At 71.2% G+C, this 24,779-nt stretch carries 20 protein-coding genes and 1 riboswitch; of the genes, 11 read left to right on the forward strand and 9 right to left on the reverse strand.

All coding sequences use genetic code 11. From position 1 onward, the window contains the following. Window positions 1-90: 90 nt before the first annotated feature. From AB0D57_RS14525 to AB0D57_RS14535, 3 genes are read right to left on the reverse strand one after another with little or no spacing between them, the layout of a single operon-like run. Window positions 91-1,266 (reverse strand): VWA domain-containing protein, encoded by a 1,176-nt coding sequence (locus tag AB0D57_RS14525; RefSeq protein WP_362071555.1) that lies wholly within the window; start codon window positions 1,264-1,266, stop codon window positions 91-93. Then, window positions 1,263-3,695 carry a DUF5682 family protein gene (locus AB0D57_RS14530; protein WP_362071557.1) on the reverse strand — a complete coding sequence of 811 codons (2,433 nt, stop codon included), beginning with the start codon at window positions 3,693-3,695 and terminating at the stop codon, window positions 1,263-1,265. Before AB0D57_RS14530 ends, AB0D57_RS14525 begins: the two co-directional genes overlap by 4 nt. Further along, window positions 3,692-4,837 carry an AAA family ATPase gene (locus tag AB0D57_RS14535; protein WP_362071559.1) on the reverse strand — a complete coding sequence of 382 codons (1,146 nt, stop codon included), beginning with the start codon at window positions 4,835-4,837 and terminating at the stop codon, window positions 3,692-3,694. The genes AB0D57_RS14530 and AB0D57_RS14535 overlap by 4 nt, the downstream gene beginning before the upstream one ends. Window positions 4,838-4,970: 133 nt before the next feature. Here AB0D57_RS14535 and AB0D57_RS14540 point away from each other — a divergent pair, with 133 nt between their 5' ends. From AB0D57_RS14540 to AB0D57_RS14550, 3 genes are read left to right on the forward strand one after another with little or no spacing between them, the layout of a single operon-like run. After that, window positions 4,971-6,326 carry an SWIM zinc finger family protein gene (locus AB0D57_RS14540; protein WP_362071561.1) on the forward strand — a complete coding sequence of 452 codons (1,356 nt, stop codon included), beginning with the start codon at window positions 4,971-4,973 and terminating at the stop codon, window positions 6,324-6,326. After that, window positions 6,320-6,517 carry a hypothetical protein gene (locus AB0D57_RS14545; RefSeq protein WP_362071563.1) on the forward strand — a complete coding sequence of 66 codons (198 nt, stop codon included), beginning with the start codon at window positions 6,320-6,322 and terminating at the stop codon, window positions 6,515-6,517. Before AB0D57_RS14540 ends, AB0D57_RS14545 begins: the two co-directional genes overlap by 7 nt. After that, window positions 6,514-8,136: a DUF5691 domain-containing protein gene (locus AB0D57_RS14550; protein ID WP_362071565.1), complete on the forward strand. Its 1,623-nt coding sequence runs from the start codon at window positions 6,514-6,516 to the stop codon at window positions 8,134-8,136. The genes AB0D57_RS14545 and AB0D57_RS14550 overlap by 4 nt, the downstream gene beginning before the upstream one ends. Before the next feature lie 233 nt (window positions 8,137-8,369). Here the strand turns inward: AB0D57_RS14550 and AB0D57_RS14555 are convergent, their stop codons facing one another. After that, the gene (locus tag AB0D57_RS14555; protein WP_362071567.1) at window positions 8,370-8,786 is read right to left on the reverse strand and encodes a cobalamin B12-binding domain-containing protein; all 417 of its coding nucleotides are present in this window, start codon (window positions 8,784-8,786) and stop codon (window positions 8,370-8,372) included. 494 nt (window positions 8,787-9,280) lie between these two features. Between AB0D57_RS14555 and AB0D57_RS14560 the strand changes: the two genes are divergently transcribed. Both AB0D57_RS14560 and AB0D57_RS14565 read left to right on the forward strand, forming a co-directional pair. After that, window positions 9,281-10,141: an alpha/beta fold hydrolase gene (locus AB0D57_RS14560; protein WP_362071569.1), complete on the forward strand. Its 861-nt coding sequence runs from the start codon at window positions 9,281-9,283 to the stop codon at window positions 10,139-10,141. Between the two features lie 220 nt (window positions 10,142-10,361). Further along, window positions 10,362-11,897: a M23 family metallopeptidase gene (locus AB0D57_RS14565; protein ID WP_362071571.1), complete on the forward strand. Its 1,536-nt coding sequence runs from the start codon at window positions 10,362-10,364 to the stop codon at window positions 11,895-11,897. A gap of 66 nt (window positions 11,898-11,963) precedes the next feature. Here AB0D57_RS14565 and pcrA read toward each other — a convergent pair whose 3' ends face one another. Further along, on the reverse strand, window positions 11,964-14,468 hold the full coding sequence (gene pcrA / locus AB0D57_RS14570) for a DNA helicase PcrA (RefSeq protein WP_362071573.1): 2,505 nt from the start codon (window positions 14,466-14,468) through the stop codon (window positions 11,964-11,966). A gap of 333 nt (window positions 14,469-14,801) precedes the next feature. Further along, window positions 14,802-14,974, forward strand: a riboswitch (cyclic di-AMP (ydaO/yuaA leader). Window positions 14,975-14,981: 7 nt separating this feature from the next. Between pcrA and AB0D57_RS14575 the strand changes: the two genes are divergently transcribed. Both AB0D57_RS14575 and AB0D57_RS14580 read left to right on the forward strand, forming a co-directional pair. Next, window positions 14,982-16,175: an NlpC/P60 family protein gene (locus AB0D57_RS14575; RefSeq protein WP_362071575.1), complete on the forward strand. Its 1,194-nt coding sequence runs from the start codon at window positions 14,982-14,984 to the stop codon at window positions 16,173-16,175. Window positions 16,176-16,271: 96 nt separating this feature from the next. Continuing rightward, window positions 16,272-17,336, forward strand: a complete 1,065-nt coding sequence (locus tag AB0D57_RS14580; RefSeq protein ID WP_362071577.1) for a tellurite resistance/C4-dicarboxylate transporter family protein — start codon at window positions 16,272-16,274, stop codon at window positions 17,334-17,336. Here AB0D57_RS14580 and AB0D57_RS14585 read toward each other — a convergent pair. Then, window positions 17,314-17,667 carry a hypothetical protein gene (locus AB0D57_RS14585; protein ID WP_362071579.1) on the reverse strand — a complete coding sequence of 118 codons (354 nt, stop codon included), beginning with the start codon at window positions 17,665-17,667 and terminating at the stop codon, window positions 17,314-17,316. The two genes, AB0D57_RS14580 and AB0D57_RS14585, sit on opposite strands and share 23 nt — an antisense overlap. Before the next feature lie 426 nt (window positions 17,668-18,093). Here AB0D57_RS14585 and AB0D57_RS14590 point away from each other — a divergent pair, with 426 nt between their 5' ends. Together AB0D57_RS14590 and AB0D57_RS14595 are read left to right on the forward strand one after the other, a co-directional pair. Beyond that, window positions 18,094-19,164, forward strand: coding sequence for an NlpC/P60 family protein (locus AB0D57_RS14590; protein WP_362071581.1), 1,071 nt, complete (start codon window positions 18,094-18,096; stop codon window positions 19,162-19,164). A gap of 100 nt (window positions 19,165-19,264) precedes the next feature. Continuing rightward, window positions 19,265-19,897, forward strand: coding sequence for a hypothetical protein (locus tag AB0D57_RS14595; RefSeq protein WP_362071583.1), 633 nt, complete (start codon window positions 19,265-19,267; stop codon window positions 19,895-19,897). Window positions 19,898-19,951: 54 nt separating this feature from the next. Here AB0D57_RS14595 and AB0D57_RS14600 read toward each other — a convergent pair whose 3' ends face one another. Continuing rightward, window positions 19,952-20,800 (reverse strand): response regulator transcription factor, encoded by an 849-nt coding sequence (locus AB0D57_RS14600; protein ID WP_362071585.1) that lies wholly within the window; start codon window positions 20,798-20,800, stop codon window positions 19,952-19,954. Beyond that, window positions 20,797-22,122, reverse strand: coding sequence for a PspC domain-containing protein (locus tag AB0D57_RS14605; protein WP_362071587.1), 1,326 nt, complete (start codon window positions 22,120-22,122; stop codon window positions 20,797-20,799). The genes AB0D57_RS14600 and AB0D57_RS14605 overlap by 4 nt, the downstream gene beginning before the upstream one ends. Before the next feature lie 142 nt (window positions 22,123-22,264). On the opposite strand from AB0D57_RS14605, the gene AB0D57_RS14610 reads away from it, so the two are divergent. Beyond that, complete coding sequence (locus AB0D57_RS14610) at window positions 22,265-23,707, forward strand: PspC domain-containing protein (protein WP_362071589.1); 1,443 nt, start codon at window positions 22,265-22,267, stop codon at window positions 23,705-23,707. Continuing rightward, window positions 23,694-23,915, forward strand: coding sequence for a hypothetical protein (locus AB0D57_RS14615; protein WP_362071591.1), 222 nt, complete (start codon window positions 23,694-23,696; stop codon window positions 23,913-23,915). The genes AB0D57_RS14610 and AB0D57_RS14615 overlap by 14 nt, the downstream gene beginning before the upstream one ends. A 64-nt stretch (window positions 23,916-23,979) precedes the next feature. Here AB0D57_RS14615 and AB0D57_RS14620 read toward each other — a convergent pair whose 3' ends face one another. Beyond that, the gene (locus AB0D57_RS14620) at window positions 23,980-24,519 is read right to left on the reverse strand and encodes a DoxX family protein (protein ID WP_362071593.1); all 540 of its coding nucleotides are present in this window, start codon (window positions 24,517-24,519) and stop codon (window positions 23,980-23,982) included. Window positions 24,520-24,779: the final 260 nt, after the last annotated feature.

Raw genomic sequence — 24,779 nt, forward strand, 5'->3', positions numbered from 1 at the left:
CGAAGACGCGTTGATCCTCGCACGGCACTCCTGAGGTTGCGCAAGCCCCCTGTTACCGATGGGTACTCATGTCCGCTTTTTCAACTCTCCTCACACGCTGTCCGGTATCGGGAGCCGGCGCTTCTCGAGCGCCGCCGCCATCACCTCGGGAAACAGATCGGGCGTACAGGCGAACGCCGGTGCGTCCAGCGCGGCGAGCGCCGCCGCGTGCTCGCGGTCGTACGCGGGCGCCCCCTCGTCGGACAGCGCCAGCAGCGTCACGAACTGCACCCCCGACGCCTTCATGGCCGCGACCCGCTTCAGCATCTCGTTCCGTATGCCCCCTTCGTAGAGGTCGCTGATGAGCACGACCACCGTGTCGGCGGGCCGGGTGATCTGCGACTGGCAGTACGCGAGCGCCCTGTTGATGTCGGTGCCGCCGCCGAGCTGCGTGCCGAAGAGGACGTCGACCGGGTCGTCGAGCTGGTCGGTGAGGTCGACGACGGCCGTGTCGAAGACGACGAGCCGGGTGGCGATGGACCGCATCGACGCGAGGACGGCTCCGAACACGGAGGCGTAGACGACGGACGCCGCCATCGACCCCGACTGGTCGATACAGAGGATGACCTCCTTCTTCACGGACTGCGAGGCGCGGCCGTAGCCGATCAGCCGCTCGGGCACGATCGTGCGGTACTCGGGCAGGTAGTGCTTGAGGTTCGCCGCGATCGTGCGGTTCCAGTCGATGTCGTGGTGACGGGGCCGGCTGATGCGGGCGCTGCGGTCGAGGGCGCCGGTGAGCGTTGCCCGGGTGCGGGTGGCGAGCCGCTTCTCCAGGTCCTCGACAACCTTGCGCACGACGGCCCGCGCCGTTTCCTTCGTCGTCTCCGGCATGGCCTTGTTGAGGGAGAGGAGCGTGCCCACCAGGTGCACATCGGCCTCCACCGCCTCCAGCATCTCGGGCTCCAGCAGGAGGGCGGAGAGCCCGAGCCGGTCGATGGCGTCCCGCTGCATGACCTGGACGACGGAGGAGGGGAAGTACGTCCGGATGTCCCCGAGCCAGCGCGCGACCGAGGGTGCGGACGCCCCGAGCCCCGCCGAACGCTCCCGCCCCGACTGCGCCGCCTTGCCTTCCTTCCCGTACAGCGCGGTGAGCGCCCCGTCCATCGCGGCGTCCTGCCCGCCGAGCACGCATCCGGTGCCGTCCGCCTCGTCGCCCCCGAGCACCAGCCGCCAGCGCCGCAACCGCTCTTCGGTCGCGTCGGTCGCGTCCACTGCTACCGCGGTCATCCGGCCACCCCCACAAGGTCGTCGACGTCATCGGATTCATCCAGCCCGAGCAGGAGGCGCAGCACCGGCAGGACGGCGTCGGCGCGCTCGGGGTCGAGGTCGGACGCGAACCCGGGCATCCCGGAGGCGGCGGCCTCGGCGCTCCCCCGCGTCCCCGGGCCGCGCCGGACGAGCTCTCCCAGCGTTCTGCGCACCCCGGCCTCGTACGCCGAGAACGTGCGTCGCAGCAGCGGCAGCACATCGGTGAAGGCCGCCGCCGGCACCCCGGTCAGCCACGTGTCGACCAGCCCGAGCAGCCGCTCGTCGTGCACGAGCAGCATCCCGCCGCCGGAACCGCCGCCGACGAACCCCTCGATCCAGGCGGCGGCGTCCCCCGGCGCCGTCCCCGGCGACAGCACGAGCCCCATGAGCCGCGCGGCCTCGTCCTGCCCCAACTCACCGTCGTCCAGGAGCAGCCGGACGGCCCGCCCGCGGATCACCCCCGGCACGGTGTCGCGCCCGCCCAGCACCCGGAGTACGAAGTGCCAGCGGTCGCGTATGCCGCCGGACGAGGATGGCGGTGTGTCGGCGGAGGACCTTGGGCCGCCCGACGGGCGTATGCCGTCGGGTGACGACGGGCTCGTCTCCCCCAGCAACCCCACCGCGCCGTGCACCGCGTCCACATGGCGCCGCATCTGCTCGGCGGCCTCGGCGTCGAGAGCCGCGCAGGCAGGTGGGAGACCGACGAAGATCCGCTCGGCGAGGCCGGCCGCGACGTCCGTGAGGGCGTGCGTGTCCGTGCCGCGCACATCGCCGTACCGCAGCGAGCGGACCAGCGCGGGCAGTGCCTGGGCGAGGTGGCCGACGTCCGCGTCCAGGGCGGCCCGGTCGGCGAGGACGCGCATCACCACGGGCAGCGCGTCCGGCAGTTCGGCGAGCAGACAGCGCTCGGCGAGTGCCGTGACATCGGCCAGGGCGTGCGCGGTGACGGCATCCGCCTCGGCCTTGGCGGTGGCGGCCGACAGCACGGTCGTGCCCCACACTCCGGCCTCGGCCACCCGCACGGACAGCTCCGGCTCCCAGCGCAGCCGCCAGGTCTCGCGGAACGTGCCGGTGCTGCCGCGCGAGACGGTGGGCTCGCCCCACTCGATGCCCAGCAGCCGCAGCCGATGCAGCAGCCTGCTCCGCCCGGCGTCGGTCTCCTTGCGCAGGTCCAGTTCCAACTCCCGCTCCAGCGGCTCGGGTTTGAGCCGAAGCCGCTTCTGCGACCGTACGAGGTCGCGTTGCAGTGGCACCGCGGGGGCGGACTCCGGCACCTCGCCCAGCACGTCGCCGACCACGAGCCGGTCGTGCACAAGTGCCAGCGGTACGTCCGAGCCCTCGCACATCACGGCCCGCACGGCGTCGGTGGTCTCGGTCAGCCCCGGCAGCGGCCGGCCGCGCATGGCGGCGAGGGTCTCGGCCAGCCGCACCGCCTCGATGACGTGCGCGGACGACACCATCCGGTCCTCGTCGCGCAGCAGCCGGGCGACCTTCGTCATCCAGCGCTCGACGGGGCGATCGGGGGCGCCGAACAAATGCCCGTACCAACCTGGCGAGTCGATGCCCGCGCCGTACCCACTGACCCGGGACAGCCGGCGGTGCGTCCACGGCACCCATGTCATGTCGGCCTTCGCCTTGGGCAGCCCTTTCAGCAATGCCCGGTCGGCGGCGACCGTGCTCCTGCCGCGCAGCGCGGGCACGTGCCAGGCGCCGCACACCACGGCTACGTCGTCCCCGAACTCCCGCTGTGCCGCCCGTACCTGGAGCCGCATGTACGCCTCCCGTACGAGGTCCCGGTCGTGGCCCCCGACCCCGAACGCCTCCCGCAGTGCTCCCATCGCCTCCTCGAGCACGGCGAACGGCGCGAACGGGTCGGCGCCGACGCCGCCCCGGTGCTCGACCACGTCCTCCCACCAGCGCTCGGGATCGTCGTAACCGGCCGTCTCCGCGAGCACGGCGAGAGGGTCGATCCGCACGGTTTCGTCGACGGGCCGGTCGGATTCGGCGATCTCCTCCGAAGGAGGCTCGTCCCGCCCCCACGCCAGCGTGTGGGTCGCCGGGAGGTCGATGAACCGGGCCGGGACTCCGTGGTCCAGGGCCCACCGGATCGCCACCCACTCCGGAGAGAACTCCGCCAGCGGCCAGAAGGCGGAGCGGCCGGGCTCGTCCACGACATGGGCGAGGAGCGCGACAGGGGGACGCATGTCCTGGTGGGCGGCGAGCGGGATGAGCGCGTCGGCCTCCGGCGGTCCCTCGATCAGCACGATCCGGGGAGCCGCGGCCTCCAGCGCTGCTCGCACGGCACGTGCCGAACCGGGCCCGTGATGCCGGACACCGAGCAGTAGCGGCCCTCCTTCCGGCATGCCGAAACCACGCTCCTCCTCTGTCTCCTTCGGGAGTCCGCTCATGCGCTTACCTCGCGGCAGGCACGGTAGAAGTCCTTCCAGCCGTCCCGCTCGCGGACGACCGCTTCCAGGTACTCCTGCCAGATGACACGGTCGGCCGCCGGATCACGGACCACGGCGCCGAGGATGCCTGCGGCGACATCGCCGGCCCGCAGAACGCCATCGCCGAAGTGGGCGGCGAGCGCGAGTCCGTTGGTGACGACAGAGATCGCCTCGGCGGTGGACAGTGTGCCGCTGGGCGACTTCAGTTTCGTACGCCCGTCGGCCGTGACGCCGTCGCGCAGCTCGCGGAAGACGGTGACGACACGGCGGATCTCGTCGATACCGTCGGGCATGGTGGGCAGGTCGAGGGAGCGGCCGAGCTGGTCGACGCGGCGCGAGACGATGTCGACCTCGGCCTCGGCGCTCTCCGGCAGCGGCAGCACCACGGTGTTGAAACGACGGCGCAGGGCGCTGGACAGCTCGTTCACCCCGCGGTCGCGGTCGTTGGCCGTGGCGATCAGGTTGAAGCCGCCGACAGCCTGCACCTCCTGGCCCAACTCAGGGATCGGCAAGGTCTTTTCCGACAGGATCGTGATCAGCGTGTCCTGCACGTCGGCCGGGATGCGGGTCAGCTCCTCGACGCGGGCCGTCATGCCCTCGGCCATGGCCCGCATGACGGGGCTCGGCACGAGGGCGTCCCGGCTGGGCCCGTGCGCGAGCAGCTGCGCGTAGTTCCAGCCGTAGCGGATCGCCTCCTCCGGTGTCCCGGCCGTGCCCTGCACCAGCAGCGTCGAGTCGCCGCTGACCGCCGCGGCCAGGTGCTCGGACACCCAGGTCTTCGCGGTGCCGGGCACTCCGAGCAGCAGCAGGGCGCGGTCGGTGGCGAGAGTGGTGACGGCGACCTCGACGATGCGGCGCGGTCCCACGTACTTCGGCGTGATCACCGTGCCGTCCGGCAGGGTGCCGCCCAGGAGATACGTCGCCACCGCCCACGGCGAGAGCCGCCAGCGGGCGGGTCGGGTCCGGTCGTCCTGCGCGGCCAGCGCGGCGAGTTCGGCGGCGAAGGCGTGCTCGGCGTGCGGCCGCAGCGCCGCCTCACCCGCCTCTCCCATGGGCTCTCCCGCGGATGGATTGATGGTCGTCGGTTCAACGGACACGGACATGGCTCGGTCCCCCTCCAGCTCGGCCGGTTCGGATCTGGTTCCACCGTGCACCACGCCACTGACAATGCGCTCTGACCTGCACAAACGCGCTCGCCGAGGCCGATTGTCAGTGGTGGGATCTACCTTCGATGACATGACTCAGCAGGGGGTGCGCTGGACGGCGGATCAGGTGCTGGCACTGGCGCCTGACGTCGCGTCACGCAAAGCGGGCAGCAAACTCGGCGCGGCCGGGCCGTGGTCGGAGACGGGCAGTTCTGACGAGGGGACGGTGTGGGGACTGTGCAGGGGAAGTGGCAGCAAGCCTTACCAGACGGTCATCGACATCGCGGGCTCCAGCGGGCCTGCGTACAAGTGCAGTTGCCCGAGCCGCAAGTTCCCGTGCAAGCACGCGCTGGGGCTGCTGCTGCTCTGGGCGGGCGAGGACGGCACGGTGGCGCGGGGGCAGGCGCCGGATTGGGCGGAGCAGTGGATAGAGGGGAGAAGAAAGCGCGCGGAGGAGAAGCGGACGACGGGCGAGGCATCTGGGACGGCGTCACCGAGTGATCCGGAAGCGGCACGGCGCAGGACGGAGCGGCGGGCCGAGCGGATCACCGCGGGGGCGGAGGAGCTGGAGCGGCGGCTGGCGGATCTGCTGCGGGGCGGCCTGGCGGCTGCCGAGCAGGCGGGGTATGGGCAGTGGGAGGAGACGGCGGCCCGGATGGTCGACGCGCAGGCGCCCGGACTGGCCGCACGGGTGCGGGAGTTGGGGGCGATCCCTTTCTCCGGGGCCGGCTGGCCGGTGCGACTGCTCGAAGAGTGCGCGCTGCTCCATCTTCTCGATCAGGGCTGGCTGCGTCGTGAGCGGCTGCCGGACGGGCTGGCCGCAACGGTTCGTTCGCGGGTCGGGTTGCCCGGATCGGCGGACGGGCCGCCGGTGCGGGACCGCTGGCTGGTCCTCGCTCAGTACGACACGGCGGACAGCCGGCTCACGACGCGCAGAATCTGGCTGCACGGCACGGAGTCCGACCGCACCGCCCTGCTCCTCTCCTACGGGGCCGCCGGGCGCGCACCGGAGCTGACGCTGCCCGTGGGGCTGGCCTTCGAGGCGGAGGTGTCCGCGTACCCGGGTGCGGGGCAGCTCCGCGCGGCCCTGGGCGAGCGGTTCACGCCCCCCGCACCCGCGCGGATACGCCCGCGAGGGGTGACCACACCCCAGGCGGCGGCCTGCTACGGCGAAGCCCTGGGGGCCGACCCTTGGCTCGACTCCTATCCAGTGACGCTGGCCCGGGTGATACCCACCCCCGACGGCGACGCTTGGCAACTCGCGGACGCGGACGGTGACTTTGCGCTCCCGATCGCGCCCTCCCTGCTCTCCCGCCCCGGCCTGTGGCGCCTCGCCGCCCTCTCCGGCGGCGCCCCCGTCACCGTCTTCGGCGAGTGCGGCCACCGCGGCTTCACTCCCCTGACGGCCTGGCCGGAGGGAGCGGGGGAAGCGGTGCAGCTGTGCTGACCGCCTCCGCGATCCGCACCCCTGCCGCGACCGCCATCGGCTTCGCCACCTCCACCACCGCAACACCCTTCACCACCTCCACCGGCTCCACCACCTCAACCGCCACCTCCACCTCCACCGGCTCCACCACCTCGACCACCACCCGCACCTCAACGACCTCACCCACCTCCGTGCGGAAAGGACGCTCATGAACACGACCTCCGCCTCCGCGGGCGCGCCCGTCGGGGGTTCCTGGGAGGAGCTCGTCACCGTGGCGTTGCTCGGGACCGAGCGGCGTACGCCTCCGGGAGGGGCGGGCGGGCATGCGGCGCCGGTGGCGTTGCTGGACGCCGCCGCCGTGGAGACCCTGCGGCGGCGGGCCGGGGTGCGGCCCGCGCCGGCGGCCGCCCGTCCCGAGCCCGCGGCACCCGATCCACGACCGTCCCTCCCACCCGCCGCGGTACGCCGACTCGCGATGCTGCTGGCGGACCGGCCCGGCACGGGAGGCGGCGGCCGCAGGGGAACGGCGCCCGACCTCATGGAGCTGTTGCCCCAGTGGCTCGCGCTGGCGAACACGCGTGGCTTCGCGGCGCCCCCGGAAACACTGCCCGCCCTCCTCGACGCGGCACGGGGCCGTACGGACCTGCGGCCGGCCGCGCTCGCCTTCGCAGGGCCGCGCGCCCTGTGGCTGGCCCGGCTGAACCCGGACTGGCGGTTCGCACTGCGCTCCACACCGGGCGGCGGCGCCGTGCTGCCCCACCTCGAGGAGCCCGAAGCCGCGCAACAGCTGTGGCAGGAGGGGCTGTTCGCCGAGCGGGTCGCGCTGCTCACGGCGATGCGGGCCCAGGACCCCACGGCCGCACGTGAGTTGCTCGCCACCACCTGGGCGACGGAGCGGGCCGAGGATCGTTTGATGTTTCTCGACTCCCTGCGGTCGGGGCTGTGTGCGGCAGACGAGCCGTTCCTGGAGCAGGCGCTCACCGACCGGAGCCGCAATGTGCGGGCCACGGCGGCGGAGCTGCTGTCCGCGCTGCCCGGTTCGGCGCTTGCCGCGCGGATGGCGGCCCGGGCCGGTTCGTGTGTGGCTGTGGACCGTACACAGGGGGTGCCCACCATCGTGGTCGAAGCACCGCACGAGTGCGACGCGAGCATGGAGCGGGATGGTGTCGTACCGAAAGCCCCGGCGGGACGAGGTGAGCGATCATGGTGGCTGGGCCAGTTGGTGGAAGCGGCACCGCTCGGGACGTGGCCACGGCGACTCGGGGGACGTACGCCGGAGGAGATCGTGGCGCTTCCCGTGGCGGACGACTGGCAGGGCGAGCTGCATGCCGCGTGGTGCCGGGCAGCGGTGCGGCAGCGGGACCCGGGGTGGTCCCGGGCGCTCCTCGGCGCACCCTCCGCCCCGGAGGCCGGCGGGCCGGGGGCGGTGTCACTGGCGGAGCGTTCGAAGCTGCTCAGCACGCTGGGCTCTGCCGAGCGGGCCGAATGGGTGGCGGGGTTCATCGCCGCGCACGGGTTGTCCGAGGCGTTCCAGCTGCTCGGGGTCTGTGCGGTGCCGTGGGCGGGAGTCTTGGGGCGGGCGGTGGTCGACGCACTCAATATCGCGCGGGACGCGGGGAGTTATCCATGGAGCTTCAGTGGGGTGATGGGGCTGGCCGAGCGGTGCCTCGATCCGGTGGAGGCGGGGCGGCTGGACGGGCTGTTGGCGGTTCCCGACGAGCCGGAGGACGCGGCGCCCGGTGCCGGGGGGTACTGGGCCGAGGCCTTCCAACGCCTCGTCACCACATTGCGGCTCCGCGCGGCGATGGCCTCGGAGCTGACGGTGCCGTGAGTGCCGGGCTCGGGGGTTTTCGCCCCCGCCGCCCCTACCCGGTCCCGTCCCCTGGGGGCTCCGCCCCCAGACCCCCGGCCGCCCGAAGGGCTCGTCCTCAATCGCCGGACGGGCTGAAAATCACCGCCCGGCCCCAACCCTCCACCGCCACCGCGACAGCCATCGCCACCGGCACCGAGCGAACCCGCACCACCATCGGCAGACGACGCTCCCAACCCCCCGCCGGCAAGGCGCTACGCCCCCGTCGGCTGCCTCACATTCGCGCGCACCCACTCCACGATCGACGTGGTCGTCGCGCCCGGCGTGAAGATCTCGGCGACGCCTTTCTCCTTGAGGGGCGCGATGTCCGCCTCGGGGATGATCCCGCCGCCGAAGACCTTGATGTCCTCCGCGTCGCGCTCCTTGAGGAGGTCGATGACGGCGGCGAACAGCGTGTTGTGGGCGCCGGAGAGGATCGACAGGCCGATCGCGTCGGCGTCCTCCTGGATCGCGGTGTCGACGATCTGCTCGGGAGTCTGGTGGAGCCCGGTGTAGATGACTTCCATACCGGCGTCGCGCAGCGCCCGCGCGATCACTTTGGCCCCGCGATCGTGGCCGTCGAGCCCCGGCTTGGCCACCACCACGCGGATCGGACCGGCTGCCACACCCATCACTGCCTCCATGAACCGACTACACCAAACCGTACCGATACATATCGAACATTCCACCGCTCACCGCACCGGACGCGTCTCCGCGGTGCAGGCAGCCCGCGCCGCACCGGCCGGGCAAGTGAACGAACGTTATCGTCAGAAGCGTGCAAACCGCAGTTTCCCGCTGAAGACCGAGGGGGAAATCACACGGTGGGACACATTCGCCGCGCACCACTCCACGTACCCGCGGCACACGCACCGCATGGACCTGCGGCGCGCGGGCCGCAGCCGGAGTCTGCGCAAGGAGAGCCGCCATCAGGTGGTCGCACCGCCGCCGTGCCGTTGAGGCGCAGCGGCGGTGCGGCACACCGGCGAGGGCACGACGGCAGGGATTCCCCTCGCGTCACCGGCGCACCAAGCGCCGCGTACGCACCGTCGGCCACCGTCATCGCGGCTATCCACGAGGGCACACGGGGGACAGAGCGGTCCCTTCGCGTGCCGACTGGAGGTCGGCCATGAAGGTCACCAGGGCAGAGTCGCCCTTTCTCCCCTTCCACCAGCGCCTGTTGCCAAGTCCGTTGGCGGGGCTCTCGATGGCCCTGCTGAAGGCGACGGCCCTGGAGCTCGCGATCCTCGCCGGACACCTCCTCCTCTATCCGTCCGGCATCGTGCAGGAGCGCCGCGCCGCCCCGGTTCCCCCGCCGTCCGATGCCCCCCAACTGCCCACCGAGGCCAAGCCCCCGGTCGTCCTGCTGCACGGGCTGGTGGACAACCGCTCGGTCTTCTTCTTCCTGCGCCGCAATCTCGCGCAGTACGGCAGGCGGCACATCGAGTCGCTCAACTACTCGCCGCTGACGCGCGACATCCGCGCCGCCGCGGAGGTTCTCGGCCGGCACATAGAGGAGATCTGCGAGCGCACGGGCCGCGAGCAGGTGGACATCGTCGGACACAGTCTCGGCGGACTGATCGCGCGGTACTACGTGCAGTGCCTCGGCGGTGACCTGCGGGTGCGCACGGTCGTCACGCTCGGCACGCCCCACGCGGGCACCCGGGTCCTCCCGCTGATGAACGCGCACCCGATCGTCCGCCAGATGCGCCCGGGTTCCGAGGTGATCGAGCAGTTGCGCAAGCCCGCGCCGGGCTGCCGCACGCAGTTCGTGAGTTTCTGGAGCGACCTCGACGGTCTGATGGACCCGCTGGAGACGGCCGCCATCGACCATCCGGACCTGCTCGCGCAGAGCGTTCAGGTGAGCGGCATCGGCCATCTGGCCCTACCCGTCCATCCCGCCGTCGCCGCCGGCATACGGCAGGCACTCGACATCGAGCAGACGGAAGCCCGCCCCACCGCCGACACCGGTGGCCTGACGGTGGCATAACCACCGCCGGAGACCCGCCGGAGGCCCGCCGGACACCGACCCGAATTCGAACACTCGTCGAACACCAGGCCAAAGCCGTGCCCACAGTCCCCCGAAACACGGCCGAATGCCCGTTTCCTGCGCGCGGGAAACCTGCCGAAGATTGTCGCGCCCGCATACCGCCGGGTACAGTCGCCGCACTGCTCTGCCAGCCCCTGTTGTCGAGGCGAAAGAGAAGTTGGTGAACGACCGTCACCCGTCGGGGACCGCAACTACCCCGGCTCCGGCTTCCGATGCCGTCTCGGCGCACTACGCGTCCTACGGCGGCCAGGAAGCCTCGTACGGCGACTTCACCACGTACGACGGCTATGCCACCACCGGTTTTGACCCGGGCGCGACCGGCACCGGCGCCTACCCGACCGCGAGCTTCGAGACAGCGAGCTTCGAGACCGACCCGCTCTTCGGCGACATGCAGGACAGCGGTGGCACGGGTTCGTACGACGCCACGCAGTGGTCCACCGGCAGCCACCAGACGCTGAACTACGACCCGTACGCGGCGCAGCACCAGGCCGCGTACGACACCGGCGCCTACGACACGACCGCCTGGGCGACCGGTTACCAGCAGCTCGCCCACATCCCCGCGCAGCACCCGGGCCCCGACGCAACCGGCCAGTGGGACGCCGCGGCCTGGCTCCAGGCCGAGCAGACGGCCGACCAGGCCCAGCAGTGGACCGCGCAGACTCAGGACACGGGCGCGTACGACGCCACGCAGTGGAACACCACCGGTGAGCACCAGGCGTACGAGGCGTACGAACAGCAGCACCCAACCGAGACGTACGAACACCCCGCGCCCGAACCGGAATCCGAACCCGAGCCCTTCGACCAGCAGGCGACCGCCGCCTTCGAGCAGGTGTCGCACGAGCAGCCTGCCGCGGTGGAGAGCGAGTTCGGGGATGTCGGCGACGCGCACGAGACGCCGCTGCTCGACGACATGGAAGAAGTGGTTCCGGGCCCCCGTTCCGCGTCCCGGTCGGCCTCCCGCTCCCGCCGCCGTACCCCCGCGAAACGCTCCGCGATGCTGACCGTCGCCGTGCCCTCGGCGTGTGTGATGGGCGTCGCGGGGATCGCCGCCGCCTCGGTGGGCAGCGTCGGCGCGAGCGACAGCAAGAACACGACGACCAGCGCGTCCGACGCGATCGCCGTGAAGCCCTCGGCCGTCAACAACAAGCTGGACACCCAGCTCGAGAGCCTCTCCGCGGGCGCGGACGACTTCGCCGACCGGGCGAGCCGCACGCAGGAGCGTATCGACCTCAAGGCTCAGCAGGCCGTCGAGAAGAAGAAGGCGGCGGAGGAAGCGGCGCGCAAGGAGCGGCTGCGGCCGAAGTTCGCGCTGCCGGTCGCTCAGCAGGGGCTCAGCGCCTACTACGGCCAGGCCGGCATCAACTGGATGTCCGTGCACACGGGCATCGACTTCCCGGTGTCGTACGGCACGGCGGTGATGGCCGCGACCGACGGAACCGTGCGGACGCAGTGGAACAGCGCGTACGGAAACATGGTGATCGTCACCGGCACGGACGGCACGGAGACGTGGTACTGCCACCTCTCCAGCTACAACGTCGCGTCCGGCACCACCGTGAAGGCCGGTGACACGATCGCGTTCTCCGGGAACTCCGGCAATTCCACCGGGCCGCACCTGCACTTCGAGGTCCGCCCGGCCGGCGGTTCGGCGATCGACCCGCTGGCGTGGCTGCGCAGCCACGGTCTGGACCCGACGTAACCAACCGCCGGGCCCCGAACCCGAAGTAGGCAACGGCCGGGTCCCCACCTGCGAGCCGCCGAGGGGCTACAGCTTCTCCACCGGCGCATACCGCAGCAGCAACCGCTTCGGCTTCGGCTCCCCGAAGTCGATCGTCGCCTCCGCGTTCGCACCCGTGCCCTTCACCCCGACCACGGTGCCGAGGCCGAACTGGTCGTGGGTGACCCGGTCGCCGACCGCCAGTGAGACCACCGGCTTCTCGGAGACCCCGCGGCGCGTCGCGAAGCCGGAGGCGCCGGACGCCGCGGACCGCGAGCGCGAGGACGACAGCGAGGCCGCCACGCCGGAGACGGGACCCGACGACACCGGAGCTGTCGCACCCGTGCGCTTCCATTGCAGGTGCGCGTCCGGGATCTCCTCCAGGAAGCGGGACGGCGGGTTGTACGAGGGCTGGCCCCACGCGCTGCGCAGGGACGACCGGGTGAGATACAGCCGCTCCCGCGCGCGCGTGATGCCGACGTACGCGAGGCGCCGCTCCTCCTCCAGCTCCTTGACCTGTCCCAGCGCGCGCATGTGCGGGAAGACGCCGTCCTCCATGCCGGTGAGGAAGACGACCGGGAACTCGAGGCCCTTGGCGGTGTGCAGGGTCATCAGGGTGATGACGCCGTTGCCGTCCTCCTCGTCGGGGATCTGGTCGGAGTCGGCGACGAGGGCGACCCGCTCCAGGAAGTCGGAGAGTCCGCCCGATGCCTGCGCCTCGCCCTCGCCCTCACCGGTCTCCTGCTCGAATTCCAGGGCCACGGCGGCGAGTTCCTGAAGGTTCTCGATGCGTGTCTCGTCCTGCGGGTCGGTCGAGGCCTGCAGCTCGGCGAGATAGCCGGTGCGCTCGAGGACCGCCTCCAGGACGGTCGCCGGGCCCGCTCCGGAGTCGACGATCGTACGGAGGTCCTCCATGAGCGTGTTGAACCGCTTGACCGCGTTGGTCGAGCGCGCCGCCATCCCGTATGCCTCGTCGACGCGGCGCAGCGCCTGCGGGAAGCTGATCCGCTCGCGCTGCGAGAGCGCGTCGATCATCGCTTCCGCCCGCTCACCGATGCCCCGCTTGGGAACGTTGAGGATGCGACGCAGCGGGACCGAGTCCTCGGGGTTGGACAGGACCCTGAGGTACGCGAGGACGTCCCGGACCTCCTTGCGCTCGTAGAAGCGGACTCCGCCGACGACCTTGTAGGGCAGGCCGACGCGGATGAAGACTTCTTCGAAGACACGGGACTGGGCGTTCGTACGGTAGAAGACGGCGACGTCGCCCGCCTTGGCCTCACCCGCGTCGGTGAGACGGTCTATCTCGTCGGCGACGAACTGCGCCTCGTCGTGTTCGGTGTCGGCGACATACCCGGTGATGTGCGAACCCGCGCCCGCGTTGGTCCACAGGTTCTTGGGGCGGCGTGACTCATTGCGCTCGATGACCGCGTTGGCCGCACTGAGGATCGTCTGGGTGGAGCGGTAGTTCTGCTCCAGGAGGATCGTCGTGGCGTCCGGGTAGTCCTCCTCGAACTGGAGGATGTTGCGGATGGTCGCGCCGCGGAAGGCGTAGATCGACTGGTCGGCGTCGCCCACGACGCACAGCTCGGCGGGCTCGAGGTCGCCCTCGGCCGGCGGCGCGTCCTCGAGCCGGTCGCCGGTCGCCGGACCGACGAGCTCCCTGACCAGCGCATACTGCGCGTGGTTGGTGTCCTGATACTCGTCGACCAGGACGTGGCGGAAGCGGCGGCGGTAGTGCTCGGCGACATCCGGGAAGGCGCGGAGGAGGTTGACCGTCGTCATGATCAGGTCGTCGAAGTCGAGCGCGTTGGCCTCGCGCAGCCGCGACTGGTACATCGCGTACGCCTGGGCGAGGGTCTTCTCGAAGCCGTCGGTGGCCTGGGCGGCGAAGTCCTCCTCGTCGATCAGCTCGTTCTTCAGGTTCGAGATCTTGGCGCTGAACGACTTGGGCGGGAAGCGCTTCGGGTCGAGGTCCAGGTCGCGGCAGACCAGGGCCATCAGGCGCTTGCTGTCGGCGGCGTCGTAGATCGAGAAGGAGGAGGTGAAGCCGAGCCTCTTCGACTCACGGCGCAGGATCCGCACACACGCGCTGTGGAAGGTCATCACCCACATCGCGTTCGCGCGCGGGCCGACGAGCTGCTCGACGCGCTCCTTCATCTCGCCCGCGGCCTTGTTCGTGAAGGTGATCGCGAGGATCTGGCCGGGGTGGACATGGCGCTCGCCCAGCAGGTGCGCGATCCGGTGGGTGAGCACACGGGTCTTGCCGGAGCCGGCGCCGGCCACGATGAGCAGCGGGGAGCCGGAGTGCACCACGGCCGCTCGCTGGTTCTCGTTCAGCCCGTCGAGGAGCGCGGCCGGGTCCACGGCGGGGCGCGGGGCACCGTCGCGGTAGTACGCGTCCCGGTCCGGCGGCACGTCGAACTTCCCGCCGAACAGATCGTCCGGAATCGGCTCCGGTACGTGATCGTCCTCGGGCGGCGGCGGGGGCTCTTCCTCATGGCCCCGCGAGGGCTTGAGGTCCGCCAGGAAGCTGTCATCAAAGAGGCTGCTCATCGCTCTCCGAGTCTAGGCCGCCCCACTGACACCCCGCCGCCACCCCGCGAACTCGACCGGATTCCGTGACCCGGGACGGGCAGACCACCCCCGCCGCCGCCCCATCACCCTCCAGAATCACTCCATTACGGTCAGCAATCCGCCAGTAATGAATGGACAGAAAGCGAAAAACCATCACTTATCCCCCCAGGATTTCCCGCGCACAATAACGCCACCCAATAAGGTCACGAAAATGTATCGGGCATATCGCACATCAAACTTCACAGAAGCCACACGCATTGGCTAGCGTGCCGGGCAGGCCGCTCGACACTCACCGGCGAACGTCGCCGGGCCGTGCGGCCTCCGCCGAGTCCGGTGCGCCGTAAGGCAGTCGGAGCCGGGGACCCAACCGACCTTGGGGTGAATCGGTCCAACCGTCCTGGGGGACAAGGACCGTAGGGCAAACCTTCCGGAAGCACCCGCCCGAACCCGACAGCTAACTCGGTAGGCGGATCACGGAAGGAGTCGCCTCTCTTGGCGTCGCAACACAAGAGGAGTTCCAGGGGCGCGCGGGTAGCGGGCATACGGACTCCCGCCCTCGCCACGGCGGCCCTCACCTCCATGGCCCTGCTCTCCCAGACGGCCAACGCCGCGCCCTCGGCCGAGCCCAAGCCGAGCATCGAAGAGGTCGAGAAGAAGGTCAACGACCTCTACCACCAGGCCGAGACGGCCACCGAGAAGTACAACGCGACCAGGGAGAAGACCGCCAAGCAGCGCAAGCGCGTCGACGCTCTCCTCGACGACGTGGCCCAGCGCACCGAGAGTCTCAACACCGCGCGTGAGGAGCTGGGTTCGTTCGCCGCGGCCCAGTACCGCACCGGTGCCTCCGCCCCCGACACCGCGACCCTTCTGCTGGCCGACGACCCGCAGGACTACTTCGACCAGACCCAGCTGATGAGCCGTCTCACCACCCGCCAGAAGGCGGCCGTCGACGACTACATCACCGAGCAGGCCGACACCACGAAGAAGCGTGCGGAGGCCTCCGAGAGCCTGCAGACGCTCACCACCTCCGAGAACGCGCTGCAGACGTCCAAGACGGAGGTGCAGCGCAAGCTCACCGAGGCGCGCGAACTGCTGTCGAAGCTGACCGCCGAGGAGAAGGCGCGGCTCGCCGCGATCGAGAAGGAGAAGCAGGAAGAGGCCGACCGCAAGGCGGCGGAGCTGGCGCAGCAGCAGGCCGCCCAGGAGGCGGAGGAGAAGGCGCGCCAGGAGGCGGCGGCCCAGCAGCAGACGGACTCGTCGTCCGCGACCACGGGAAGCTCCGGCTCCTCCAGTTCCTCCGGGACCTCGGCCACCGACGCCTCGTACACCGCCAAGGCCGACAAGGCCATCGCCTTCGCCCGCGCCCAGATCGGCAAGCCGTACGTCTGGGGCGCGACCGGGCCCGGCTCGTACGACTGCTCCGGTCTCACCCAGGCCGCCTGGAAGGCCGCCGGCGTCACCCTCCCGCGCACCACCTGGGACCAGGTCACGGCGGGCACGACGGTCGCCCTCTCCGACATCAAGCCCGGTGACCTCGTCTTCTTCTACGACGACATCAGCCACGTCGGCCTCTACGTCGGCAACGGCATGATGATCCACGCCCCCAAGCCGGGTACGTACGTCCGCGAGGAGTCGATCTTCTACGCCGGCGAGTCGATCATCCACAGCGTGCTGCGTCCGGCGTAACGCCTTTGCCGCGGGGTACGCGCGCGTGAGACTCGTCGAGCTCCACGCGCGCGTGCCCCGCGGGCAACCGGTCCAAAGTTCCTTAGCATCAGGCCCATGCCAGCCACCTCCCCGCCCCGCACCCGGTGGGCCCGACTTCGCGTCTGGTGGGCGCGGCGTCCACCGGGCGACGGAGCCGCCGTCATGGCCACCGGCATCATCTCGGTCGGGCTGCATGAGACCGGCCACGAGACCCTGTCCCGTATCGCGCTGGTCCTGACGGCCGTCGCCTGGCTCGGGCTCGCCGCCGACTTCGTCGTACGGCTGCTGCGGGAGCGGGTGCGGTGGCTGGCGGAGGCCTGCACGCCGGGTGCACTCACCGCGGTCGCGGCAACCACCGTGCTCGGCACCCGACTCACCGCACTGGGCCGGCAGGAAGTGGCCGAGGCCCTGCTCGCCCTCTCGGCCGTGCTCTGGCCGGGGCTGCTCTTCCTGGTCGTACGGCACTTCAGGCCCCGTATGCCCGGTGCCGTGTTCCTCGGGTGTGTGGCCACGCAGGGGCTCGCGGTGCTGGGCGCGGTGCTCGCCACGGTCACCCACGCGGACTGGCTCGCGCACACAGCACTCGTGTTGTTCTGGCTGGGGATCGTGCTGTACGTGGTGGCGCTGCTCTGCTTCGACTTCCGGGAGGTCGCCACGGGGGCCGGGGACCACTGGATCGCGGGCGGCGCGCTGGCCATCTCGGCGCTGGCCGGGTCGAAGCTGATCGCCGCGCACCATGTGAACGTCTACCTGTGGAACGACGACGACAGCGGTGTGCTGCGCGCCGTGACCCTCGCCCTGGCCGTGCTCGCCCTCGGCTGGTACGGCGTCCTGGTCCTCGCGGAGCTGGGGTGGCCGCGCCCGCGCTACGACGTGCGGCGCTGGGCGACGGTGTTCCCGATGGGGATGACTGCGGCGGCGGCCCTGTCGGTCGCGGCCGCCGCCGGCGTCCCGTGGCTCAGGGGGACCGGGCAGGTACTGCTGTGGATCGCGGTCGCGGCCTGGCTGGCCGTCGCGGCGGGAGCCGTCGCGTCCGCGGCAGGCGGCGGGTCCTCGGGAGGCGAAGGAACCCCAGGAGGCGAAGGATCCCCGGGGAGCGGCGAATCCGCGGGAACCGTCAGGTCCAGAGGACCGCGATGAAGATGTTCGCGGTCGTCAGCAGCCCGACGAGCCCGAACAGGCCCTTGTCCACCTTCTCGTCGTCGCGCTTCACATAGATGAGGCCGAGGATCACGATCAGCAGGGCGAGCTTCACGCCGATCTTGATGTTGTTGACCGGGTTGTCGTCGGCCTGATCGAGGCCGACGAGGATGACGCCCGTGACCAGCATGGTCAGCGCGCCGTGCAGCATGGCGGGGACGAACCGGGCGGTTCCCTGGCCCATCGCCTTCATCTGGGTGAGGAAACCGCCGAGGAGCGAGGCGATGCCGATGATGTGCAGGCCGACGAAGAGATGGATGAGTACGTCCATGAGGCCGGAGCCTAATCGGCGGTACCCATCCTCCTTGTCACCGGCCCACCCCATGTAGACCCCTAGCAGTCGGGCACCCACCGTTGCCCCGGAACCACCCCATCGGTCATCACTCTGTGCGAAGTCGCCCGCGCGGGGCCGGGATCACGGTCTGATGCGGTCAGCCGGCGATCCAGTCGCGCCAGTTCCGTACATGGCGTCACCAAGGCATCACTCTCAGGTTTAGCGTCCTCCACCAGGTGACCGGCTCCCCACCGCCGCCCGGGCCAGGGGCGGCAGCCGGACACCACCGCCGAGAAGGTCCGGCGGCGGCTCGCTCCCCCTGTGCAGGCCGCCGCCGGACGCGTAACGGCTGACCGCGCTCGTCCTGGCGGTCGTCTCGTCTTGGCGGTCGTACGGAAGCCCCCGGGAAGGATGTGGGCCCTAGTGGCAGCGCACCGCAAGCCCAGACAGAGTTCGCTCGGCGGGAACACGGCCCGCACGGCCATGACCATCGCCCTCGCGGGAGCGGCGACGGCGACCGGCTTCGAGGGGACGGGGCACGCGGAGCCGCAACTGTCCCCGGCGCAGGTGAAGGCCAAGGTCGACAAGTTGTACGAGGAGGCGGAGATAGCCACCGAGAAGTACAACGGCGCGAAGGAGAAGGCCGACGCGGCGGGGCGGCGGCTGAGTTCGCTGCAGGACGAGGCGGCGCGCAAGCAGGACCGGCTCAACTCCGCGCGGGAGTCGCTGGGTGCGATCGCCGCGGCGCAGTACCGCAGCGGGGGCCTCGACCCGGCGCTGCAACTCGCGCTCTCCGGCGACCCCGACCAGTACCTCGAAGGGGCCGCGTTCGCCGAGCGGGCCGGAAGCCGGCAGTCTCAGGCGGTGGGCCTCGTACGCAAGCAGCTGCGGGAGATCGAACAGCTGCGCGGGGCCGCGCATGTCGAGCTGACCTCGCTCAAGTCGCGCCAGGCGGAACTGAAGCGGACCAAGCAGACCATCACCGGGAAGCTGGACGCGGCACGGCGGCTGATGTCGCAACTCACCGACGAGCAGCTCACGCGGCTCGGAGGCACCGGAGCGGCCGGGTACGCGGGGCAGCACGCCTCGCGCTCCGCCGCACGGGACCTGGGCCCCATGCCGTCCGGCTCCGCGGCGGCCCCCACCTCCCGTGCGGCGGCGGCCGTCTCGTACGCCTACGGGAAGCTCGGCAGCCCCTACGTCTGGGGCGCCACCGGGCCCGACGCCTTCGACTGTTCGGGGCTGTCCCAGGCCGCGTACCGCGCCGCGGGCATCTCGCTGCCGCGCACGACCTACGCCCAGATCAACGCCGGCCCCCGGGTCTCACGTTCCGAACTCCTCCCCGGTGACCTGGTGTTCTTCTACTCGGGCATCAGCCATGTGGGGATCTACGTCGGTGACGGCATGATGATCCACGCCCCGAATCCGTCGGCTCCCGTACGAGTGGCGCCGGTCGACGAGATGCCGTTCGCGGGGGCCACTCGGGTGGCGTGAAGGCATGAGGGCGCGTGGCCGAAGCCGTTCGGGCATGGTGGGGCGGGCGGGCGGATCGCGGTAGCGTCGGCCGTCCCGTCCGGCCGTTCGAGAGGTTCCGATGCCCTCCCCCCTGTTGCCGCCGCCCCCGCCGCCCGCGCACATCAGGACCTGGCCGGACCGGGCGGCGCTGCTGGCCGACCGGGGACGGGTGCTGGAGGAGCTGCGGAGACGGAGTCTCGGGGTGCACCGGGTGCTGCTGCTGTGGCTGCTGGCGCTCGCGGCGATCGTCGGCTGGGCCCTGCTGGTGCTGCCGCTGCAACAGTTCGAGGAGGACGACCCCACCGGATTCATCCTGGGTCCGCTCTTCGCCCTGCTGGGCCTGGCCGCGCTCGCCCCGTCCGTCGTCGCCGTCACCCTCTCCGTCCGCCGCGATCGCCACATACACGAACTGCTCGACGTCTGGTCCGCGTTGGACCGTCACCCCGCGACCGACTCCCGGCTCCGCTCCCCCGGTCTCAGCCTCTTCTGGCTGCTCTCCTCGCTCGGCGTCTGCGCGATCGGCGTCTGGTCCTCCTTCGCCGCGGCCGCGCAGGCGGAGCCCGGCCGGAGCCTGTACAGCGATGTCGTGCTCGGCATGGGGATCGGCCTGATCCTGTGGCTGACCGGTCTCATCGGGATCGCGAAGGCGGTACGCCACTACCGGTGGGCGCTACGGATGCTGGGGTCGGCGCCCGTAGAGAAACACCAGTAGGGAACCGGCCCTCCGGGGTACGCGTGCAGCCACTCCGCCTCCACACCCCCTGGGTCACACCAGCCGACGCGCGGTCGCCCACCGTGTCAGCTCGTGCCGGTTGGAGAGCTGGAGCTTGCGCAGGACCGCCGAGACGTGGGACTCGACCGTCTTCACCGAGATGAAGAGCTGCTTGGCGATCTCCTTGTACGCGTAACCGCGGGCGATGAGACGCAGGACCTCGCGCTCGCGCTGGGTGAGGCGGTCGAGGTCCTCGTCGACGGGCGGGGCGTCGGTAGAGGCGAACGCGTCCAGGACGAATCCGGCCAGGCGGGGCGAGAAGACCGCGTCGCCGTCCTGGACGCGGAAGATGGAGTCGACCAGGTCCGTGCCGGTGATCGTCTTGGTGACGTACCCCCGGGCGCCGCCGCGGATCACGCCGATGACGTCCTCCGCGGCGTCCGAGACGGACAGCGCGAGAAAGCGGACGGGCTGCTCGGCGTCGGCCATCAACGGGGCGCAGCGGCGCAGCACTTCGACGCCACCGCCGCCCGGCAGGTGGACGTCGAGCAGGACGACCTCGGGCCGGGTGGCCGTGATGACCGTGACCGCCTGGTCGACGTCCGCGGCCTCACCGACCACCTCGACTCCGGTCCGGTCGGTCTCTCCGATCTCGGCCTGTACCCCCGTACGGAACATGCGGTGGTCGTCGACGAGCACGACCCGGGCCCGTCGCCCGCCCGCACCGCTGCCCGATCCGGCAGCGGCCGATCCGGCAGCGGCCGATCCGGCAGCGGCCGATCCGGCGGCGGCCGACTCAGGGGCGGCCGCGGACTCGCCGGACAGCGGGGCTTCGTCCGTGGTGGCCGAACTGCCGGGCTCGGCAGTTCCCTTGGCCTCGGTCGGTCCGTTCGCGTCGCTCATGACGTCTTCTCCGCCCTCTCCATTTCCAGCTCGACCTCCGTGCCGCCGCCCGGCACCGCGCGCAGCCGCGCCGTGCCTCCGTTGCGCTCCATGCGGCCGATGATCGATTCTCTGACGCCCATGCGGTCGGCGGGTATCGCGTCGAGGTCGAAGCCTGGGCCTCGGTCACGGACGGACACGAAGACCGTACTGCCCTCGACTTCGGCGTAGACCTGTACGGCGCCGCCTTCGCCACCGTACTTGGCCGCGTTCACCATCGCTTCGCGCGCGGCCTGCATCTGTGCGGTCAGGCCCTCGTCGAGCGGGCAGTCACCGACGACGACCACTTCGATGGGGACGCCGTGCTTGTCCTCGACCTCCGCCGCGTTGCGCCGCACCGCCTCGGCGAGGGTCGTGGGCTCGTCGGCCTCGTCCTTGCCGGTGCCCTCCGGCTTGTAGAGCCAGGTCCGCAGGTCGCGCTCCTGGGCGCGGGCGAGCCGTCGCACCTCGTTCGCGTTCTCCGCGTTGCGCTGGATCAGGGTCAGGGTGTGCAGCACCGAGTCGTGGACGTGGGCGGCGACTTCGGCCCGCTCCTGGGCGCGGATGCGCATCAGGCGCTCCTCGGAGAGGTCCTGGGTCATGCGCACGAGATAGGGACCGGCGAGGAGCGCTATCCCGACCAGGACGGCGAGCGCGGCCTGCAGGACGGAGCCGAGGTGGGCGGCGGAGCCCTGGAGCACGAAGATGCCGGAGACGCCCGCGGTGACGAGCAGGACACCGGCCGCGGACCGCAGCAGCGTGAGGGTGCGCCGGCGACGGCCGACCTCGACCCAGCGGGCCCGCCGCGCGTTGTCCGCCTGGCGCCAGACCAGGGCGACGCCCGCGCCGACGAGCACCGTCGGCCACAGATACGCCGTGGCTCCGCCGCCGAGGTTCACATTGCCGACGAAGACCATGGCCACGACGACCATGAGGAGCAGGGCGACCATCTGGCCCTTGTCCGGCTTGCGGGCCACGAGTCGGCGGCGGCCGTCCGGGGCGGTCTCGGTGGTGAAGGCCGAGGTGCGCCCGGAGCCGACGCCGCCGACCCCGAGCGGCACGAAGAACCAGAACGCGGCATACAGCAGCGCCCCCAGCCCGTCCGCCATGAACAGGCCGACGAACACCAGCCGCACCCAGATGACGGGCAGCCCAAGATGCCCGGCGAGCCCTCGCGCCACTCCCCCGAGCCAGCGCCCGTCACTGCTGCGGTAGAGCTTGCGCGGGGGCCGCGGGTCGTCGAGGGGCACTGCTGCGGCGTCCGGCATGCCATCGATGTTCACACGGCGGGAGGGCCGGAGCATCAGGGTCGACCCCCGAGACTCCCCTGATCTTCGGGAAACCGGTGACCGAACGGATCCCGCCGCCTCCGTCAGGGCCGATATCAGGGTTCGGCCAGGGTCATCCCGACTGCCGTCGCGGCTCCTCGCCCGTCACCATGGACACATGACGGATCAGCAGCACGCGGCAGCGGAGCCGGACCGCGGCCCCGGCCCCCCACCCTCGGGCGCCGGGCCGGGGAAAGCCGTGCCGCCCGCCCCGGGAACCGCCCCAGGCGCCACCCGCGCCGGCGGTGAGGAGCCGCGCGCGCACGAGGGCGCTGCCGAGCCCTCGGACCCGGCAGCGCCCGAGACGCCGCGCAAGTTCCGGCGCGACCGGCGGCAGAAGATGCTGGGCGGGGTGTGTGCCGGGCTGGGGCGGCACTGCGACATGGACCCGGTGATCTTCCGTATCGTCCTCGCGGTGCTAGCCGCGACCGGCGGCATCGGCCTCATCTTCTACGGCTTCGTCTGGCTGTTCGTGCCGTACGACGACGAGGAGGAGAACGAGGTCCGCAGGCTCCTCACCGGCCGCGTGGACGGACATGCGCTGGCCGCCGTCCTCTTCGCGCTGGTCGGCTGCGGAGTGTTCCTCTCCATGCTCAACAACGGCGGGGTGCTGACCTTCGCCGTGGTCCTCTCCCTGCTCCTGGCGGGCGCGGGGTTCTGGTCGCAGCAGCGCGGCGCCCCCGACCCCGACCCCCTCGCCGCCCAAGCCGTCGCCGACGCCCCGCCCGAGGCGCAGGCCCCGCCCGTCCCCGCCTCCTACCCCTCCTGGTGGCGCGACCCGATCGTCAAGGACGGCTCGCATGTCGGAGGCACCGGCTATCTGTGGGGGCCGGGCGACACCCGGGACCGCGATGTCGCGGCGGCGGTCAACATCGCCCGCGGCACGACCCGCCCGGAGCTGCGCGTGCCCCGGGAGCCACAGCCGCGCGGCCCGCGCTGGATCGGCGGCTGGGTGTTCCTGCTCGCGCTCCTCGCGTGCGGTCTCGGCACCAGCCTGACGTGGGAGGACCACGCGCTCGGCACCAGCCTGCAGACCGGTCTGTCCTGCGCGCTGATCGTGTTCGGCGTGGGCATCGCGCTCAGCGCGTTCCTGGGGCGTACGGGAGCGGGCTCGATCTTCCTGGCCGTGATCACGGCGGGCCTGCTGGCCGGCTCCACGGCTCTGCCCAAGGACATCAGCACGCACTGGATACGCACGGAATGGGCTCCCACCGCCACCGCCGACGTACAGAAGACGTACGACCTCGGTACAGGCGTCGGCACCCTCGACCTCACCCACCTGAACCTCACCAAGGGCCAGACAGTGACGACAAGCGCCGAAGTGGGCATGGGCCAACTCAAGGTCGTGGTCCCCAAGGACGCCACCGTGAAACTGAACGTGGACGTGGGCGTAGGAGACATCCAGTTGCCGGGCGACGACGAGAAGGACGTGGACGTGGAGCCGGGCAAGAGCAAGCAGGTGACGCTGTCACCCCCGACCGCCGAAAAGAACGGCGGCACGCTGGACCTCGACCTGCACGTCGGCCTGGGCCAGGCGGAGGTGACCCGTGCTACGTCATGAGTTCCAGCCGGGAAAACTGCTCGCGGGTTTCTTCCTCACCCTGGCGGGCGTCATCTACGCCGGTGACGCGGGCGGCCTGTGGGAAACCCCGTGGTTCGCGGTGATCCCCGTCGTCACGGGTGGGCTCTGTCTGGCGGGGGCGGTGGCGCTCCTGACCCAGGCCATACGCAGACGCCGCTCAGGGCGACGGAAGCCGGGGCCGGCGTAGGAGCGGCCCCGCTGCGTCCTGCGTCCCGCGTCCCGCCCACGACTACTAGCCCTGCCCAGGACTACTAGTAGCCGTAGTCACCGGCCCGTTGCCTGCGCCTCGTGCGCAGTGCCGCGTCCAGGGAGAAGACCGACGCGCCCGCGAGGACCAGCGGCAACCAGGCCATCAGGTAGACGAGGTCGTTGCCGTAGTAGTACGGGTCGGCGGCCCAGCTCACGGTCAGCCACAGGCTGAGGGAGATGAGCGCACCGCCGAACGCGGCGAGGCGGGCCAGTAGACCGATCAGGGTGCCGATGCCGACGGCCAGCTCGCCCAGGGCGATGGCGTAACCGAAGCCGACGGGGTTCTTCAGCGAGAGGTCGACCAGGGCCGGGATCGCCGAGGAGTCGCGCACCGTGCGCATCATGTCGCCCACCGACCCGGAGCCGGCGTCGGACATGAAGGCGCTGTCGGTGAGTTTGTCGAGGCCGGCGTAGATGAAGGTGACACCCAGGAACACGCGCAGGGGCAACAGGGCGTAGCGGGTGGCGGTGTCCCGCCAGTCCCGTCCACCGCCGCCGTCGAGGTAGGGGGTGGGAGTATCCGTCCGCATGCCGTGAGTCATCGCTCTCCGCCGCCTCTCGCCCGCGTGCCGTTGACCCCTCAAGAGACCATACGTACGACAGCCGGTCCCCGCTCAATACTTGGGGGCGGTTTTCCTGACTTCGGCCGAGTTACGGCCCTGCTCCGGCCCGTCGGTGCGGGGGCTGACCGGGGTGGGTTTTCGCCCCCGCCCGCCCCCGAAGCCGCACTCGCCCAAAAGGCTGACGCCAACAGCGCCGGGGGCAATCTTTCAGCCCGTCCGGCGTTTGAGGACGAGGCCGT

The organism is Streptomyces sp. NPDC048275 (assembly GCF_040652275.1).
GTDB lineage: Bacteria > Actinomycetota > Actinomycetes > Streptomycetales > Streptomycetaceae > Streptomyces.

Excerpts from the sequence above, each read along its gene's own strand:
- AB0D57_RS14525 (WP_362071555.1), bottom strand. The coding sequence starts at position 1,266 with ATGACCGCGGTAGCAGTGGACGCGACCGACGCGACCGAAGAGCGGTTG.
- AB0D57_RS14530 (WP_362071557.1), bottom strand. The coding sequence starts at position 3,695 with ATGAGCGGACTCCCGAAGGAGACAGAGGAGGAGCGTGGTTTCGGCATG.
- AB0D57_RS14535 (WP_362071559.1), bottom strand. The coding sequence starts at position 4,837 with ATGTCCGTGTCCGTTGAACCGACGACCATCAATCCATCCGCGGGAGAG.
- AB0D57_RS14540 (WP_362071561.1), top strand. The coding sequence starts at position 4,971 with ATGACTCAGCAGGGGGTGCGCTGGACGGCGGATCAGGTGCTGGCACTG.
- AB0D57_RS14550 (WP_362071565.1), top strand. The coding sequence starts at position 6,514 with ATGAACACGACCTCCGCCTCCGCGGGCGCGCCCGTCGGGGGTTCCTGG.
- AB0D57_RS14555 (WP_362071567.1), bottom strand. The coding sequence starts at position 8,786 with ATGGGTGTGGCAGCCGGTCCGATCCGCGTGGTGGTGGCCAAGCCGGGG.
- AB0D57_RS14560 (WP_362071569.1), top strand. The coding sequence starts at position 9,281 with ATGAAGGTCACCAGGGCAGAGTCGCCCTTTCTCCCCTTCCACCAGCGC.
- pcrA (WP_362071573.1), bottom strand. The coding sequence starts at position 14,468 with ATGAGCAGCCTCTTTGATGACAGCTTCCTGGCGGACCTCAAGCCCTCG.
- AB0D57_RS14580 (WP_362071577.1), top strand. The coding sequence starts at position 16,272 with ATGCCAGCCACCTCCCCGCCCCGCACCCGGTGGGCCCGACTTCGCGTC.
- AB0D57_RS14585 (WP_362071579.1), bottom strand. The coding sequence starts at position 17,667 with ATGGACGTACTCATCCATCTCTTCGTCGGCCTGCACATCATCGGCATC.
- AB0D57_RS14595 (WP_362071583.1), top strand. The coding sequence starts at position 19,265 with ATGCCCTCCCCCCTGTTGCCGCCGCCCCCGCCGCCCGCGCACATCAGG.
- AB0D57_RS14600 (WP_362071585.1), bottom strand. The coding sequence starts at position 20,800 with ATGAGCGACGCGAACGGACCGACCGAGGCCAAGGGAACTGCCGAGCCC.
- AB0D57_RS14605 (WP_362071587.1), bottom strand. The coding sequence starts at position 22,122 with ATGCTCCGGCCCTCCCGCCGTGTGAACATCGATGGCATGCCGGACGCC.
- AB0D57_RS14610 (WP_362071589.1), top strand. The coding sequence starts at position 22,265 with ATGACGGATCAGCAGCACGCGGCAGCGGAGCCGGACCGCGGCCCCGGC.
- AB0D57_RS14620 (WP_362071593.1), bottom strand. The coding sequence starts at position 24,519 with ATGACTCACGGCATGCGGACGGATACTCCCACCCCCTACCTCGACGGC.